Source organism: Pseudomonas sp. NPDC089752, assembly GCF_044748725.1.
Lineage (GTDB): Bacteria > Pseudomonadota > Gammaproteobacteria > Pseudomonadales > Pseudomonadaceae > Aquipseudomonas.
Window position 1 is genome coordinate 113,286 of record NZ_JBIVGP010000007.1, and the last position, 15,467, is coordinate 128,752.

The window sequence follows — 15,467 nt, forward strand, 5'->3', positions numbered from 1 at the left end:
GCGTGTCACTGATCGCTTCCGACCAATTCCGCATCGTTGTCGGCCTCGGCAAGAGCGGCATGTCCCTGGTTCGCTTCCTGGCGAGCCGGGGCATTGCCTTTGCGGTCGCCGACACCCGTGAGCAACCGCCGGAACTGGACACCCTGCGCCGTGATTACCCGCAGGTGGAAGTGCGCTGTGGTGAATTGGACGTGGACTTCCTGTGCCGCGCCAATGAGCTGTACGTGAGCCCCGGCCTGGCCTTGGCCACCCCGGCCCTGCAGCAGGCGGCCGCGCGCGGCGTGAAGCTGTCTGGCGATATCGAACTGTTCGCCCGTCATGCCAAGGCACCGATCATCGCGATCAGCGGCTCCAACGCGAAAAGCACCGTGACTACGTTGGTTGGCGAGATGGCCGCCAAGGCCGGCAAGCGTGTGGCGGTGGGTGGCAACCTGGGCACTCCGGCCCTGGACCTGCTCAGCGACGACGTCGAGCTGTATGTCATGGAGCTGTCGAGCTTCCAGCTGGAAACCACCGACCAGCTCAATGCTGAAGTGGCCACTGTGTTGAACATCAGCGAAGACCACATGGACCGCTACAGCGGCCTGCCGGCGTATCACCTGGCCAAGCACCGGATCTTCCGGGGCGCCCAGCAGGTGGTGGTCAACCGCCAGGATGCCTTGAGCCGGCCACTGCCGGTCGAGGGCCGCCCGTGCTGGACCTTCGGCCTCAACCAGCCGGACTTCAAGGGCTTCGGCCTGCGTGAAGTCGATGGCGAGAAATACCTGGCCTTCGAGTTTCAGGCGCTGATGCCAGCGCGCGAACTCAAGGTGCGTGGCGCGCATAACCAGAGCAATGCTCTGGCAGCGTTGGCCCTGGGCCATGCTGCCGGCTTGCCGTTCGAGCCGATGCTCGAAGCCCTGCGTGAATTCGGTGGCCTGGCCCACCGTTGCCAGTGGGTACGCGAGCGCAACGGCGTGAACTGGTACGACGATTCCAAGGCCACCAACGTCGGTGCGGCACTGGCTGCCATCGAAGGCCTGGGTGCGGATATCGAAGGCAAGCTGGTGCTGATCGCCGGCGGTGACGGCAAAGGAGCCGACTTCGCCGCCCTGCGTGAGCCGGTGGCGCGTTTCTGCCGCGCGGTGGTGTTGCTTGGCCGTGATGCCGAACGCCTGGCCGAAACCCTCGGCGATGCCGTCCCGCTGGTGCGGGTCAAGACCCTCCACGAAGCCGTGCAACAGTGCGCCGAACTGGCCCAACCTGGTGATGCCGTATTGCTGTCGCCGGCCTGCGCCAGCCTCGACATGTTCAAGAACTTCGAAGAACGCGGGCGCCTGTTCGCCCAGGCGGCGGAGGGGCTGGCATGATCTTCGGCATCCTCAAGCCTTATCCGTCGCCGCTGATCAGCGGCCGTGGCATCGACCTCGACTTCGCCTTCCTGGCCGGGTGCCTGGCGTTGCTTGGCCTGGGCCTGGTAATGATCACTTCGGCATCTTCGGAAGTGGCCGCCGTGCAGTCCGGCAACCCGCTGTATCACATGTTCCGTCACCTGGTGTACGTGGCCATCGGCCTGGTCGCCTGTGGCGCGACCATGATGGTGCCGATCGCCACCTGGCAGCGCATGGGTTTCATGATGCTGGTCGGTGCCTTCGCCTTGCTGGTCCTGGTGTTGATACCGGGTATCGGCCGCGAAGTGAACGGTTCGATGCGCTGGATTGGTTTCAGCTTCTTCAACGTGCAGCCCTCGGAGATCGCCAAGGTTTTCGTGGTGATCTATCTCGCAGGCTATCTGGTACGCCGTCAGACCGAAGTGCGCGAAAGCTGGATGGGCTTCTTCAAGCCGTTCATCGTGCTGCTGCCGATGGCCGGCCTGCTGCTGATGGAGCCGGACTTCGGCGCCACCGTGGTAATGATGGGCGCCGCCGCCGCCATGCTGTTCCTCGGCGGGGTGGGGCTGTTCCGCTTCAGCCTGATGGTGGTGCTGGCTGTGGTTGCGGTATTCGTGCTGGTGCAGGCGCAGCCCTACCGGATGGCGCGTTTGATCACCTTCACCGACCCGTGGTCCGACCAGTTCGGTTCCGGCTACCAGCTGACCCAGGCGTTGATCGCCTTTGGCCGCGGCGAGTGGCTGGGCGTGGGCCTGGGCAACAGTGTGCAGAAGCAGTTCTACCTGCCCGAAGCGCACACCGACTTCGTGTTCTCGGTACTTGCCGAAGAACTGGGCGTGGTCGGTTCGCTGGTGACCATCGCGCTGTTCGTCTTCGTCACCGTGCGTGCCTTGTACATCGGCCTGTGGGCGGAGAAGGCCAAACAGTTCTTTGCCGCCTACATGGCCTTCGGCCTGGCTTTCCTGTGGATCGGCCAGTTCCTGATCAATATCGGCGTGAACGTCGGCCTGCTGCCGACCAAGGGCCTGACCTTGCCGTTCCTCAGCTACGGGGGCAGCTCGCTGGTGATCTGCTGCGCCTGCGTGGGCTTGTTGCTGCGCATCGAATGGGAGAGCCGCACGCATCTGGGCAGCGAGGAGCACGAATTCAACGAGAGCGATTTTGCCGAGGAGACCAATCATGGCCGCTGACGGCAAGAACGTATTGATCATGGCAGGCGGTACCGGCGGCCATGTATTCCCGGCCCTGGCCTGCGCCCGTGAGTTCCAGGCACGCGGTTACAGCGTGCACTGGCTCGGCACTCCGCGCGGCATCGAGAATGAACTGGTGCCACAGGCTGGCCTGCCACTGCACCTGATCCAGGTCAGCGGCTTGCGTGGCAAGGGCAAGCTGTCGCTGCTCAAGGCGCCGTTCACTCTGGTCAAGGCGGTGCTGCAGGCGCGCAGCATCATTCGTCAGCTCAAGCCGGTCTGCGTGCTGGGCTTCGGCGGCTATGTCACAGGCCCAGGCGGCGTGGCTGCGCGGTTGTGCGGCGTGCCGCTGGTGATTCATGAACAGAATGCCCGCGCCGGTACCGCCAACCGCCTGCTGGTGCCGCTGTCCGCGCGCGTCTGCGAAGCGTTCCCCGGCACCTTCGCCAGCGATGAAAAACTGCGTACCACCGGCAATCCTGTGCGTGCGGAACTGTTCATGGACGCCCTGCGTGCCCCCCTTGCCGAGCGCCGCGCGCGCCTGCTGGTCATGGGTGGCAGCCTGGGTGCGGAACCATTGAACAAATTGTTGCCTAAGGCCCTGTCCGAGGTGCCCGCAAACCTGCGCCCCGAAGTGTTCCATCAGGCCGGCAAGCACCACGCGCCGATCACCGCCGAGCGGTATCAGGAAGCGGGTGTCGAGGCTCAGGTAGAGCCATTCATCAAAGACATGGCCCATGCCTATGGCTGGGCCGACCTGGTGGTGTGCCGGGCGGGCGCCCTGACCGTGAGCGAACTCGCGGCCGCGGGCCTGCCTTCGATGCTGGTGCCTTTGCCCCACGCCATCGACGACCACCAGACCCACAATGCCCAATATCTGGCTCGGGAAGGCGCCGCCTTCCTCATGCCACAAGCGACAACTGGCGCAGCGCAACTCGCTGAACGCCTGAACGAGGTGCTGATGCAACCCGAGAAACTCAACACCATGGCCGGCACCGCACGGCGCCTGGCCAAGCCTGCAGCAACCAGCACCGTGGTCGATATCTGCCTGGAGGTGGCCCATGGTTGAAAGCCAGAAAGCCATGCCGCAGCCGAAGATGGGCCGTATCCGTCGCATCCACTTCGTCGGGATCGGCGGCGTGGGCATGTGCGGCATCGCCGAAGTGCTGCTGAACCTGGGCTATGAAGTGTCCGGTTCCGACCTCAAGGCCTCGCCTGTCACCGAGCGCCTGGAGTCGTTCGGCGCCGAGATCTTCGTCGGTCACCGTGCCGAGAACGCCGCCAATGCCGATGTGCTGGTAGTGTCCAGCGCCATCAACCCGGCCAACCCGGAAGTGGCCACCGCCCTGGAGCGGCGCATTCCGGTGGTGCCGCGTGCCGAAATGCTCGCCGAGCTGATGCGCTATCGCCACGGCGTGGCCGTTGCCGGTACACACGGCAAGACCACCACCACCAGCCTGCTGGCCTCGGTATTTGCCGCTGGCGGCCTGGACCCGACCTTCGTCATCGGCGGCCGCCTGACCGCTGCCGGCACCAATGCCCAGCTGGGCACCAGCCGCTACCTGATCGCCGAAGCCGATGAAAGCGATGCCAGCTTCCTGCACCTGCAGCCAATGGTCGCCGTGGTCACCAACATCGACGCCGACCACATGGCTACTTACGAAGGGGACTTCAACAAGCTGAAGAAAACCTTCGTCGAGTTCCTGCACAACCTGCCGTTCTACGGCCTGGCCGTGATGTGCCTGGACGACCCGGTGGTGCGCGAAATCCTGCCGCAGGTCAAGCGCCCGACCGTGACCTATGGCTTCAGCGAAGAAGCCGATATCCGCGCCATCAATGTGCGCCAGCAGGGCATGCAGACCCACTTCACCGTGCTGCGCCGCGACTGCGAGCCGCTGGAAGTGTCGGTGAACATGCCCGGCAACCACAACGTGCTCAACGCCCTGGCGACCATCGCCATCGCCACTGACGAAGGCATCAGCGATGCGGCCATCGTCCAGGGCCTGTCTGGCTTCCAGGGTGTCGGCCGACGCTTCCAGGTGTACGGCGAACTGCCGGTCGACGGCGGCAGCGTGATGCTGGTCGACGACTACGGCCACCACCCGACCGAAGTGGCCGCGGTGATCAAGGCCGTGCGCGGCGGCTGGCCAAGCCGTCGCCTGGTCATCGTCTACCAGCCGCACCGCTACAGCCGCACCCGTGACCTGTACGACGACTTCGTACAGGTGCTGGGCGATGCCAACGTACTGTTGCTGATGGAGGTCTACCCGGCCGGTGAAGAGCCGATCCCCGGTGCCGACAGCCGCCAGCTGTGCCACAGCATCCGTCAGCGCGGCGTATTGGACCCGATCTACATCGAACGTGGCGCCGAGCTGGCGCCGCTGGTCAAGCCGCTGCTGCGCGCTGGCGACATTCTGCTGTGCCAGGGTGCCGGTGACGTCGGTGGCCTGGCCCCGCAATTGATGAAAAGCCCGCTGTTCGCAGGCGCCAAGCAGGAGAAGTCGAAATGACCAGCGCCTACGACAAGTTGCACTCGACCTTGGACGTCAAGGCGTTCGGCCGCGTCGCCGTGCTGTACGGTGGCAAGAGCGCCGAGCGTGAAGTCTCGCTGAAATCCGGCGCTGCGGTGATCGCCGCGCTGACCAGCGCCGGTGTCGACGTGGTCGCCATCGATGTGGGCGATGACCTGCTGGCGCGCCTGCAGAACGAGAAGATCGACCGCGCCTTCATCATCCTCCACGGCCGTGGCGGCGAAGACGGCAGCATGCAAGGCCTGCTGGAGTGCCTGGGCATTCCGTACACCGGCAGCGGCATCCTCGCGTCGGCCCTGGCCATGGACAAGTTGCGCACCAAGCAGGTGTGGCAGAGCCTGGGTATTCCGACCCCGCGCCACGCGGTGCTCGCCAGCGAAAGCGATTGTGTTGCCGCCAGTGGGGAACTGGGCTTCCCGTTGATCGTCAAACCTGCCCATGAAGGCTCTAGCATCGGCATGGCCAAGGTGAACAGCGAGCAGGAGCTGATCGCTGCCTGGCAAGACGCCGCTCAATACGATTCGCAAGTTCTGGTCGAGCAATGGATTCACGGCCCGGAGTTCACCATCGCCGTGCTGCGTGGCCAGGTGCTGCCGCCGATCGCGCTGGGCACCCCGCACGTGTTCTACGACTACGACGCCAAGTACATCGCCAATGACACCCAGTACCGCATCCCGTGCGGCCTGGACGCTGTCACGGAACAGGAACTGATCGACCTGACCGCGCGCGCCTGCGATGCCATCGGCATCGAAGGCTGGGGCCGGCTGGACGTGATGCAGGACGAGCAGGGCCGGTTCTGGCTGCTCGAAGTCAACACCGCACCGGGCATGACTGATCATAGCCTGGTGCCCATGGCGGCCCGCGCGGCCGGTCTGGACTTCCAGCAACTGGTGCTGGCGATCCTGGCCGACAGCGTAGCGACGCGAGGTTAAACAGCCATGCAAGGCGCGATGATACGTCAGCAGCAACCCGTTACCGGCCGTAGCAAGCCGGTGCCGCGTGGTGCCAGCCGACTGATGGCCGACGAGCCCGTATCGGCGCGCCTGCCGCGGCCGAGCCTGGGCGGCCTCAAGCGCCTGCTATGGCCGGTACTGCTGGTGGCCGCAGGCTTTGGCGCCTATGAAGGCGCCATCCGCCTGATGCCCTATGCCGACCGGCCGATCACCAAGATCGACGTGCAGGGCGACCTCAGCTACATCAGCCAGCAGTCGGTGCAGCAGCGCATCGCGCCATACGTCGCGGCGAGCTTCTTCAGCGTCGACCTTACGGCGATGCGTGCGGAGCTCGAGCAGATGCCCTGGATCGCCCACGCCGAAGTGCGCCGGGTGTGGCCGGACGAGGTGGTGATCCGCCTGGAAGAACAACTGCCAGTGGCGCGCTGGGGTGACGAAGCCTTGCTCAACAACCAGGGCCAGGCCTTTACCCCGCGCGAGCTGGCCAATTATGAACACCTGCCGCAGCTGGCCGGGCCGCAGCGTGCTCAGCAACAAGTCATGCAGCAGTATCAGGTATTGAGCCAGATGCTGCGCCCCCTGGGCTTTTCCATCGCTCGCCTGGAGCTGCGCGAGCGTGGCAGCTGGTTCCTGACCACCGGTGCCGTCAACGGCGGGCCGGGAGTCGAGCTGCTGTTGGGGCGCGACCATCTGGTGGAAAAGATGCGCCGTTTCATTGCCATTTACGACAAGACACTCAAAGAGCAGATCACCAACATCGCCCGCATTGATCTGCGTTATGCCAACGGACTTGCCGTTGGTTGGCGGGAACCGAACGCACCGACGACGGCCCAACCCGCCGTTGCGAAGAATTAGAGAGAGGCAGGACCATGGCAAACGCGCATAGCGGCAAAATGATCGTCGGGCTGGACATTGGCACCTCCAAGGTGGTGGCGCTGGTGGGCGAAGTGGGCGAAGACGGCACCCTCGAGATCGTCGGTATCGGCACCCACCCGTCCCGCGGCCTGAAGAAGGGCGTGGTGGTTAACATCGAGTCGACCGTGCAGTCGATCCAGCGCGCAGTGGAAGAAGCGCAGTTGATGGCGGGCTGCCGTATCCACTCGGCGTTCGTCGGCGTGGCCGGCAACCACATCCGCAGCCTGAACTCCCATGGCATCGTCGCCATCCGCGATCGCGAGGTCAGCGTTGCCGACCTCGAACGCGTCCTCGACGCCGCCCAGGCCGTGGCCATCCCGGCTGACCAGCGCGTGCTGCACACCCTGCCGCAGGACTACGTGATCGACAACCAGGAAGGCGTGCGCGAGCCGCTGGGCATGTCCGGCGTGCGTCTGGAAGCCAAGGTTCACGTCGTTACTTGCGCGGTCAATGCCGCGCAGAACATCGAGAAGTGCGTGCGCCGTTGCGGCCTGGAAATCGACGACATCATCCTCGAGCAGTTGGCCTCGGCTTACTCGGTGCTGACCGATGACGAGAAAGAACTCGGCGTGTGCCTGGTCGACATCGGCGGCGGCACCACCGACATCGCCATCTTCACCGAAGGCGCGATTCGCCACACCGCGGTCATCCCGATCGCCGGCGACCAGGTGACCAACGACATCGCCATGGCCCTGCGTACGCCAACCCAGTACGCCGAAGAAATCAAGATCCGCTACGCCTGCGCCCTGGCCAAACTGGCCGGTGCCGGCGAGACCATCAAGGTGCCGAGCGTGGGCGACCGCCCACCGCGCGAGCTGTCGCGCCAGGCCCTGGCCGAGGTGGTGGAGCCCCGTTACGACGAGCTCTTCACCCTGATCCAGGCCGAACTGCGCCGCAGCGGCTACGAGGACCTGGTGCCTGCCGGCATCGTCCTCACCGGCGGCACCGCGAAGATGGAAGGCGCCGTGGAACTGGCCGAGGAAATCTTCCACATGCCGGTACGCCTGGGCGTACCGCACAGCGTTCGGGGGCTGAGCGACGTGGTGCGCAACCCGATCTATTCCACCGGCGTGGGCTTGCTCACCTACGGCCTGCTCAAGCAGTCCGAGGACCTGGTCCTGACCGGTAACAGCAACAGCAGCAGCAACAGCTATGGCGATGAACCGAAGGCCCCAGTGCTTGAGCGCTTCAAGCGGTGGGTCCAGGGCAACTTCTAAGTTTCAAAGCAGTAGTGGTAGGCGCGACAACTAGAGAACTGTAAGGAGAGGGAAAATGTTCGAGCTCGTAGACAACGTCCCGCAAAGCCCGGTCATCAAAGTGATCGGCGTCGGCGGTGGCGGCGGCAACGCCGTCAACCACATGGTGAAGAGCAGCATCGAAGGCGTCGAATTCATCTGCGCCAACACCGATGCCCAGGCGCTGAAAAACATCGGCGCACGCACCATCCTGCAACTGGGTACCGGCGTGACCAAGGGTCTGGGTGCCGGTGCCAATCCGGAAGTCGGCCGTCAGGCCGCGCTGGAAGACCGTGAGCGCATCGCCGAAGTGCTGCAGGGCACCAACATGGTGTTCATCACCACTGGCATGGGTGGTGGTACCGGTACCGGTGCTGCACCGATCATCGCCGAAGTGGCGAAGGAAATGGGCATTCTCACCGTCGCCGTGGTGACCCGCCCGTTCCCGTTCGAAGGCCGCAAGCGTATGCAGATCGCCGATGAAGGCATCCGCATGCTGGCCGAGAGCGTCGACTCGCTGATCACCATCCCCAACGAGAAGCTGCTGACCATCCTGGGCAAGGATGCCAGCCTGCTGTCTGCCTTCGCCAAGGCTGACGATGTACTGGCCGGTGCCGTTCGCGGTATCTCCGACATCATCAAGCGCCCAGGCATGATCAACGTCGACTTCGCCGACGTGCGCACCGTGATGGGCGAGATGGGCATGGCGATGATGGGTACCGGTTGCGCCAGCGGCCCGAACCGCGCTCGCGAAGCCACCGAAGCGGCGATCCGCAACCCGCTGCTCGAAGACGTCAACCTGCAGGGCGCCCGCGGCATCCTGGTGAACATCACCGCAGGCCCGGACCTGTCGCTGGGTGAGTACTCCGACGTCGGCAGCATCATCGAAGCCTTCGCCTCCGACCACGCGATGGTCAAGGTCGGTACCGTGATCGATCCGGACATGCGCGACGAACTGCACGTGACCGTGGTCGCCACTGGCCTGGGTGCGCGCATCGAGAAGCCGGTCAAGGTGGTCGACAACACCCTGCAGACCGCTCAGCAGGCATACGAGGCCTCCAACCCGGCCCCGGTTCGTCAGGAGCAGCCAGCAGTGAACTACCGTGACCTGGAGCGCCCGACCGTGATGCGCAACCAGGCCCATGCAGGGGCCGCTGCGGCAGCTAAACTCAACCCTCAGGATGACCTGGACTACCTGGATATCCCGGCCTTCCTGCGTCGTCAGGCTGATTAATGGAATTTATCAGGGGTATAAGGGTGATTGGTGTTCAGCAAAGGCGGGGTCTGTTATCATCCTCAGCCTTTGTTGATACCTGTTCGCAATTTGCGCTGAAGCGGCCAATGCCATGATTAGACAACGCACCCTGAAGAATACCATCCGTGCCACAGGCGTCGGCCTGCACTCCGGGGAGAAGGTCTACCTGACCCTCAAGCCTGCGCCTGTCGATACCGGCATCGTCTTCCGTCGCGCCGACCTCGACCCTGTGGTCGAGATCCCGGCACGTGCGGCCAACGTCGGTGAGACCACCATGTCCACCACGCTGGTCAACGGTGACGTCAAGGTCGATACCGTCGAGCACCTGCTCTCCGCCATGGCGGGTCTGGGCATCGATAACGCCTACGTCGAGCTCTCCGCCTCGGAAGTTCCGATCATGGATGGCAGCGCCGGTCCCTTCGTATTCCTGATTCAGTCTGCCGGCCTGGAAGAACAGGACGCAGCCAAGAAGTTCATCCGCATCCTGCGCGAAGTGACAGTGGAAGAGGGCGACAAGCGCGCCACTTTCCTGCCGTTCGAAGGCTTCAAGGTGAGCTTCGAGATCGACTTCGATCACCCGGTCCTCAAGGGCCAGACCCAGAGCGCTGTCGTCGACTTTTCGAGCACCTCGTTCGTCAAGGAAGTCAGCCGCGCCCGTACCTTCGGTTTCATGCGTGACATCGAGTACCTGCGCAAGCACAACCTTGCGCTGGGTGGCAGTGTCGAGAACGCCATCGTCGTCGACGAAACCGGTGTATTGAATGAAGACGGCCTTCGCTCCGAAGACGAATTCGTCAAGCACAAGATCCTCGACGCCATCGGCGACCTGTACCTGCTGGGCAACAGCCTGATCGGCGAGTTCAAGGGCTACAAGTCCGGGCACTCGCTGAACAACCAGCTGCTGCGCAAGCTCATCAAGGAAACCGATGCCTGGGAAGTGGTCACGTTCGATGATGCCAGCACGGCACCGATCTCGTACATGCGCCCTGTTGCGGCCGTGTAAGTTCGAACACTCTCTAGTTCATTGAGGCCACCTTCGGGTGGCCTTTTTTATGGCCTGTGTTTGGCATGGCCTGCCAGGCGTTCCAGTGCGGCGCGTAGCTTGGGGTCGGTGATGCCCTCAGCGGTGTCGCGCAGGTTCTCGGCAGCGCTGTTCGACAACTCGGCGGCATGACCGCCACGCTTGGCCGGTACCAGTGGCGGCTGCACCTTGAACAGGATTCGCCGCAGGTTGCCGAACGCCTCCATGGCCTGCAAGGCGGCCAGCAAGCGCTTCTGCTGGTAGCGCAGACGCGTGGCCCAATGCCCGTCGGTGACCACCAGCAGCAAGCTACCATCGCGCCACGACGCCACATGGCAATGCTCGCGGGCAGCCGGTTGCAGCTGGCTTTCCAGCAGGCGTTGCAGATGTTCCAGGCGCTCGGCCTGGTTGAGCAGCAGGCGCAGCGGGCGAACCTGGCGCAACAGCGCTGAAGGCGGCTGGGCGGGGGAGGGTTTGTAGGCCATGGGGTACGCAGGAAGTTACAAGATCGGCAGTCTAACATCTCTAGCGCTCTTGCCGGCCCCTTCGCGGGACAAGCCCGCTCCCACAGGGATGGTGATACCTGTGGGAGAGGGCTTGCCCCGCGAAGGTGCCGGCACTGGCGAGAGTCATTCTCGATACGTTTCATCATGCTCTGGGTTGAACTCGGGGAAAATGCCCCAATCATACAAACGCCCCCACCCAAGCGCTGTGCCAGCATCGTGGCAATCGACCACTTTCCTCACCATCGTTTCCGGGTAGAATGCTCGTTCGCATGCGGCCTCAGGGCTGCACGGGCGACTCATGGGGCCGCCCTCCATCCCTACGTGTGGAAGATCCTGCCGATATGTTTGCGCCTTTGTTAAAGAAACTTTTTGGAAGCAAGAATGAGCGTGAAGTCAAACGCATGCTCAAGACGGTGGCTATCGTCAATGCCTTCGAAGAGAAAATGGTCGCCCTCTCCGATGAGCAACTGCGCGCCAAGACCGCAGAGTTCAAGGAGCGCCTGGCCAAAGGCGAGACACTGGACCAACTGCTGCCTGAAGCCTTCGCCGTAGCCCGTGAGGCCGGCAAGCGCGTGATGGGCATGCGTCACTTCGACGTGCAGCTGATCGGCGGCATGACCCTGCACGAGGGCATGATCGCAGAAATGCGCACCGGTGAAGGCAAGACATTGGTCGGTACCCTGGCCGTCTACCTCAATGCCTTGTCTGGCAAAGGCGTGCACGTGGTCACGGTCAACGACTACCTGGCCCGCCGTGACGCCAACTGGATGCGCCCGCTGTACGAATTCCTCGGCCTGTCCGTGGGTATCGTCTCGGCCTTCCAGCCGCCGGAAGAAAAGCGCGCCGCGTATGCGTCCGACATCACTTACGGCACCAACAACGAATTCGGTTTCGACTACCTGCGCGACAACATGGCGTTCAGCCAGGAAGAGAAGTTCCAGCGTGAGCTCAACTTCTCGGTCATCGACGAAGTCGACTCGATCCTCATCGACGAAGCGCGTACCCCGCTGATCATCTCCGGCCAGGCCGAAGACAGCTCCAAGCTGTACATCGAGATCAACCGCCTGATCCCGCGCCTGACCCAGCACATCGAAGAAGTCGAAGGCCAGGTCACCCAGGAAGGCCACTTCACCATCGACGAGAAGAGCCGCCAGGTCGAGCTCAACGAAGCCGGTCACCAGTTCATCGAAGAGATGCTCACCCAGGCCGGCCTGCTGGCCGAGGGCGAGAGCCTCTACTCGGCGCACAACCTGGGCCTGCTGACCCACGTTTACGCCGGCCTGCGCGCGCACAAACTGTTCCACCGCAACGTCGAGTACATCGTTCAGGAAGGCCAGGTCCTGCTGATCGACGAACACACCGGCCGTACCATGCCCGGCCGTCGCTTGTCCGAAGGCCTGCACCAGGCCATCGAAGCGAAAGAGAATCTGAACATCCAGGCCGAAAGCCAGACCCTGGCTTCGACTACGTTCCAGAACTACTTCCGCCTGTACACCAAGCTGTCCGGCATGACCGGTACCGCCGACACCGAGGCGTTCGAGTTCCAGTCGATCTACGGCCTCAACGTGATGGTGATCCCGCCGAACAAGCCGCTGGCGCGTAAAGACTTCAACGACCTGGTGTACCTGACCGCCGACGAGAAATACGCCGCGATCATCGCCGACATCAAGGAAAGCATGACTCAAGGTCGTCCGATCCTGGTGGGTACGGCGACCATCGAAACTTCCGAGCACATGTCCAACCTGCTGCAGAAAGAAGGGATCGACCACAAGGTACTGAACGCCAAGTACCACGAGAAGGAAGCCGAGATCATCGCGCAAGCCGGTGCCCCGGGTGCGCTGACCATCGCCACCAACATGGCCGGCCGTGGTACCGACATCCTTCTGGGCGGCAACTGGGAAGCCGAAGTGGCTGCTTTGGAAAACCCAAGCGCCGAGCAGATCGCCCAGATCAAGGCTGACTGGCAGAAGCGTCACCAGCAGGTGATTCAAGCCGGTGGCCTGCACGTGATCGCCTCCGAGCGCCACGAATCGCGCCGCATCGACAACCAGCTGCGTGGCCGTTCCGGCCGCCAGGGCGACCCGGGTTCCAGCCGCTTCTACCTGTCGCTGGAAGACAGCCTGATGCGTATCTTCGCCTCCGACCGGGTGAAGAACTTCATGAAAGCGCTGGGCATGCAGTCCGGCGAGGCCATCGAGCACCGCATGGTCACCAACGCCATCGAAAAGGCCCAGCGCAAAGTCGAGGGCCGCAACTTCGACATCCGTAAGCAGCTGCTCGAATACGATGACGTGGCCAACGAACAGCGCAAGGTGATCTACCACATGCGCAACAGCCTGCTGGCTGCCGAGAACATCGGTGACACCATCGAGGAATTCCGCAAGGAAGTGCTCGATGCCACCATCAGCCAGCACATTCCGCCACAGTCGCTGCCCGAGCAGTGGGATGTGGCGGGCCTGGAAGCCGCGCTGTCCAGCGACTTCGCCATCAAGCTGCCGATCCAGCAGTGGCTCGACGAAGACGATCATCTCTACGAGGAAACTCTGCGCGAGCGTCTGTTGAAGGAAATCTCCGAGGCCTACACCGAGAAGGAAGACCAGGCCGGTATCGACGCCTTGCGTACCTTCGAGAAGCAGATCCTGCTGCGCGTGCTGGACGACCTGTGGAAAGACCACCTGTCGACCATGGACCACCTGCGTCACGGTATTCACCTGCGCGGTTATGCGCAGAAGAACCCCAAGCAGGAGTACAAGCGCGAATCCTTCAGCCTGTTCCAGGAACTGCTCGAATCGATCAAGCGCGACACCATCCGCGTGCTGTCGCACGTTCAGGTACGCCGCGAAGACCCGATCGAAGAAGAAGCTCGCCTGCGCCGCGAAGCCGAAGAGCTGGCCAGCCGCATGCAGTTCCAGCATGCCCCGGCGCCCGGCCTGGAGAGTGAGCAACTGAGCGAGGAGGGCGCTGAGGTGGCGGTAGCCGCAGCCCCGGTGCGCAACGACCAGAAGCTCGGCCGCAACGAGCCGTGCTGGTGTGGTTCGGGCAAGAAATTCAAGCATTGCCATGGTCAGATTGAATGATCTGATCCACTCGCAGTAACGTGACAACACCGGGGGCCGCTGCGCGGCCCATTCGCGGCACAAGGCCGCTCCCACAGGGACTGCGCGGTTGCCCTTGTGGGAGCGGCCTTGTGCCGCGAATGGGGCGCGAGGCGGCCCCGCTCTACCATCAATATTTCCCCGATTTTCTAGGAGCGCTCTAATGGCAGTTGGTCTTGGTCCTTTGCCCACCCTGCACCCGGTTCCGGGTTTTGAACTCGGCATCGCTTCTGCCGGCATCAAGCGCCCAGGGCGCAAGGATGTAGTGGTCATGCGCTGCGCCGAAGGCTCCAGCGTGGCTGGCGTGTTCACCCTCAATGCGTTCTGCGCCGCTCCGGTGATCCTGTCCAAGCAACGCGTTCAGGGCACCGTGCGCTACCTGTTGACCAACACCGGTAATGCCAATGCCGGCACCGGCGCGCCAGGCCTGGCCGCCGCCGAGCGCACCTGCGCCAAGCTGGCCGAGCTGACCGGCGTGCCTGCCGAAGCGGTGCTGCCGTTCTCCACCGGCGTGATCGGTGAGCCGCTGCCCGTCGAGAAGATCGAAGGCGCCCTGCAGGCTGCGCTGGACGATCTGTCGGAAAACAACTGGGCCGAAGCCGCCACTGGCATCATGACCACCGACACCCTGCCCAAGGGCGCCAGCCGCCAGTTCCAGCACCAGGGCGTGACCGTCACCGTGACCGGTATCAGCAAAGGCGCCGGCATGATCCGCCCGAACATGGCCACCATGCTCGGCTACATCGCCACCGACGCCAAGGTCGCCCCCCAGGTGCTCAAGGACCTGATGCTCGATGGCGCCAACAAGTCGTTCAACCGCATCACCATCGATGGCGACACCTCGACCAACGACTGCTGCATGCTGATCGCCACCGGCAAGGCCGACCTGCCGGAAGTCACCGAGGCCAGTGGCGCGCTGTTCGAAGCGCTGAAGAAGGCCGTATTCGAAGTGTGCATGGAAGTGGCTCAGGCCATCGTCCGTGATGGCGAAGGCGCCACCAAGTTCGTCACCGTGCAGGTCAATGGCGGTGGCAATCATCAAGAGTGCCTGGACGTCGGTTACGCCGTCGCCCACTCGCCGCTGATCAAGACCGCGCTGTTCGCCTCCGACCCGAACTGGGGCCGCATTTTGGCCGCTGTGGGCCGTGCTGGCGTGCCGGAGCTGGATGTCAGCCTGATTGACGTGTACCTCGACAACGTCTGCATCGCCAGCCAAGGTGGCCGCAGCCCGAGCTATACCGAAGCGCAAGGTTCGGCGGTGATGGCCCAGGAAGAGATCACCATCCGCATCGAGCTGGGCCGCGGCCAGTGCAGCGAAACCATCTGGACCACCGACCTGTCCCACGAGTACGTGAAGATCAACGCCGAATACCGTACCTGATTCGAGGGCCCTTTC

Annotated in this window: 12 protein-coding genes; 11 read left to right on the forward strand and 1 reads right to left on the reverse strand. The window is 63.5% G+C overall.

Annotated features, from left to right (window positions below):
- The first annotated feature begins 2 nt into the window (after positions 1-2).
- The 9 genes from murD (at position 3) to lpxC (ending at position 10,452) form a co-directional block, all read left to right on the forward strand.
- On the forward strand, positions 3-1,349 hold the full coding sequence (gene murD, locus ACIPZF_RS13680) for a UDP-N-acetylmuramoyl-L-alanine--D-glutamate ligase (protein WP_400799995.1): 1,347 nt from the start codon (positions 3-5) through the stop codon (positions 1,347-1,349).
- Complete coding sequence (ftsW, locus tag ACIPZF_RS13685) at positions 1,346-2,560, forward strand: putative lipid II flippase FtsW (protein WP_400799998.1); 1,215 nt, start codon at positions 1,346-1,348, stop codon at positions 2,558-2,560. Before murD ends, ftsW begins: the two co-directional genes overlap by 4 nt.
- Complete coding sequence (gene murG / locus ACIPZF_RS13690) at positions 2,550-3,629, forward strand: undecaprenyldiphospho-muramoylpentapeptide beta-N-acetylglucosaminyltransferase (protein WP_400800000.1); 1,080 nt, start codon at positions 2,550-2,552, stop codon at positions 3,627-3,629. Before ftsW ends, murG begins: the two co-directional genes overlap by 11 nt.
- A complete protein-coding gene (gene murC / locus ACIPZF_RS13695; RefSeq protein WP_400800003.1) occupies positions 3,622-5,070 on the forward strand; it encodes a UDP-N-acetylmuramate--L-alanine ligase in 1,449 nt (482 codons plus the stop codon). Before murG ends, murC begins: the two co-directional genes overlap by 8 nt.
- Positions 5,067-6,023, forward strand: coding sequence for a D-alanine--D-alanine ligase (locus ACIPZF_RS13700; protein ID WP_400800006.1), 957 nt, complete (start codon positions 5,067-5,069; stop codon positions 6,021-6,023). The genes murC and ACIPZF_RS13700 overlap by 4 nt, the downstream gene beginning before the upstream one ends.
- Positions 6,024-6,029: 6 nt before the next feature.
- On the forward strand, positions 6,030-6,899 hold the full coding sequence (locus ACIPZF_RS13705; protein ID WP_400800008.1) for a cell division protein FtsQ/DivIB: 870 nt from the start codon (positions 6,030-6,032) through the stop codon (positions 6,897-6,899).
- A 14-nt stretch (positions 6,900-6,913) separates the two neighbouring features.
- Positions 6,914-8,176, forward strand: coding sequence for a cell division protein FtsA (ftsA, locus tag ACIPZF_RS13710; RefSeq protein WP_186477488.1), 1,263 nt, complete (start codon positions 6,914-6,916; stop codon positions 8,174-8,176).
- 55 nt (positions 8,177-8,231) lie between these two features.
- Positions 8,232-9,428: a cell division protein FtsZ gene (gene ftsZ, locus ACIPZF_RS13715; protein WP_003251871.1), complete on the forward strand. Its 1,197-nt coding sequence runs from the start codon at positions 8,232-8,234 to the stop codon at positions 9,426-9,428.
- A gap of 112 nt (positions 9,429-9,540) precedes the next feature.
- Positions 9,541-10,452 carry a UDP-3-O-acyl-N-acetylglucosamine deacetylase gene (gene lpxC / locus ACIPZF_RS13720; protein ID WP_400800011.1) on the forward strand — a complete coding sequence of 304 codons (912 nt, stop codon included), beginning with the start codon at positions 9,541-9,543 and terminating at the stop codon, positions 10,450-10,452.
- A 47-nt stretch (positions 10,453-10,499) separates the two neighbouring features.
- Here lpxC and ACIPZF_RS13725 read toward each other — a convergent pair whose 3' ends face one another.
- Positions 10,500-10,955: a DUF721 domain-containing protein gene (locus ACIPZF_RS13725; RefSeq protein WP_400800014.1), complete on the reverse strand. Its 456-nt coding sequence runs from the start codon at positions 10,953-10,955 to the stop codon at positions 10,500-10,502.
- Positions 10,956-11,317: 362 nt separating this feature from the next.
- Between ACIPZF_RS13725 and secA the strand changes: the two genes are divergently transcribed.
- Both secA and argJ read left to right on the forward strand, forming a co-directional pair.
- Positions 11,318-14,053 carry a preprotein translocase subunit SecA gene (secA, locus tag ACIPZF_RS13730; protein ID WP_400800017.1) on the forward strand — a complete coding sequence of 912 codons (2,736 nt, stop codon included), beginning with the start codon at positions 11,318-11,320 and terminating at the stop codon, positions 14,051-14,053.
- A 181-nt stretch (positions 14,054-14,234) separates the two neighbouring features.
- Positions 14,235-15,452 carry a bifunctional glutamate N-acetyltransferase/amino-acid acetyltransferase ArgJ gene (argJ, locus tag ACIPZF_RS13735; RefSeq protein ID WP_400800020.1) on the forward strand — a complete coding sequence of 406 codons (1,218 nt, stop codon included), beginning with the start codon at positions 14,235-14,237 and terminating at the stop codon, positions 15,450-15,452.
- The last annotated feature ends 15 nt before the right edge of the window (positions 15,453-15,467 follow it).

What these genes read in the sequence shown, in the direction of transcription:
- murG (WP_400800000.1), top strand. Translation starts at nt 2,550, where the DNA reads ATGGCCGCTGACGGCAAGAACGTATTGATCATGGCAGGCGGTACCGGC.
- ACIPZF_RS13705 (WP_400800008.1), top strand. Translation starts at nt 6,030, where the DNA reads ATGCAAGGCGCGATGATACGTCAGCAGCAACCCGTTACCGGCCGTAGC.
- ftsA (WP_186477488.1), top strand. Translation starts at nt 6,914, where the DNA reads ATGGCAAACGCGCATAGCGGCAAAATGATCGTCGGGCTGGACATTGGC.
- lpxC (WP_400800011.1), top strand. Translation starts at nt 9,541, where the DNA reads ATGATTAGACAACGCACCCTGAAGAATACCATCCGTGCCACAGGCGTC.
- argJ (WP_400800020.1), top strand. Translation starts at nt 14,235, where the DNA reads ATGGCAGTTGGTCTTGGTCCTTTGCCCACCCTGCACCCGGTTCCGGGT.
- secA (WP_400800017.1), top strand. Translation starts at nt 11,318, where the DNA reads ATGTTTGCGCCTTTGTTAAAGAAACTTTTTGGAAGCAAGAATGAGCGT.
- murC (WP_400800003.1), top strand. Translation starts at nt 3,622, where the DNA reads ATGGTTGAAAGCCAGAAAGCCATGCCGCAGCCGAAGATGGGCCGTATC.
- ACIPZF_RS13725 (WP_400800014.1), bottom strand. Translation starts at nt 10,955, where the DNA reads ATGGCCTACAAACCCTCCCCCGCCCAGCCGCCTTCAGCGCTGTTGCGC.
- ACIPZF_RS13700 (WP_400800006.1), top strand. Translation starts at nt 5,067, where the DNA reads ATGACCAGCGCCTACGACAAGTTGCACTCGACCTTGGACGTCAAGGCG.
- ftsW (WP_400799998.1), top strand. Translation starts at nt 1,346, where the DNA reads ATGATCTTCGGCATCCTCAAGCCTTATCCGTCGCCGCTGATCAGCGGC.
- ftsZ (WP_003251871.1), top strand. Translation starts at nt 8,232, where the DNA reads ATGTTCGAGCTCGTAGACAACGTCCCGCAAAGCCCGGTCATCAAAGTG.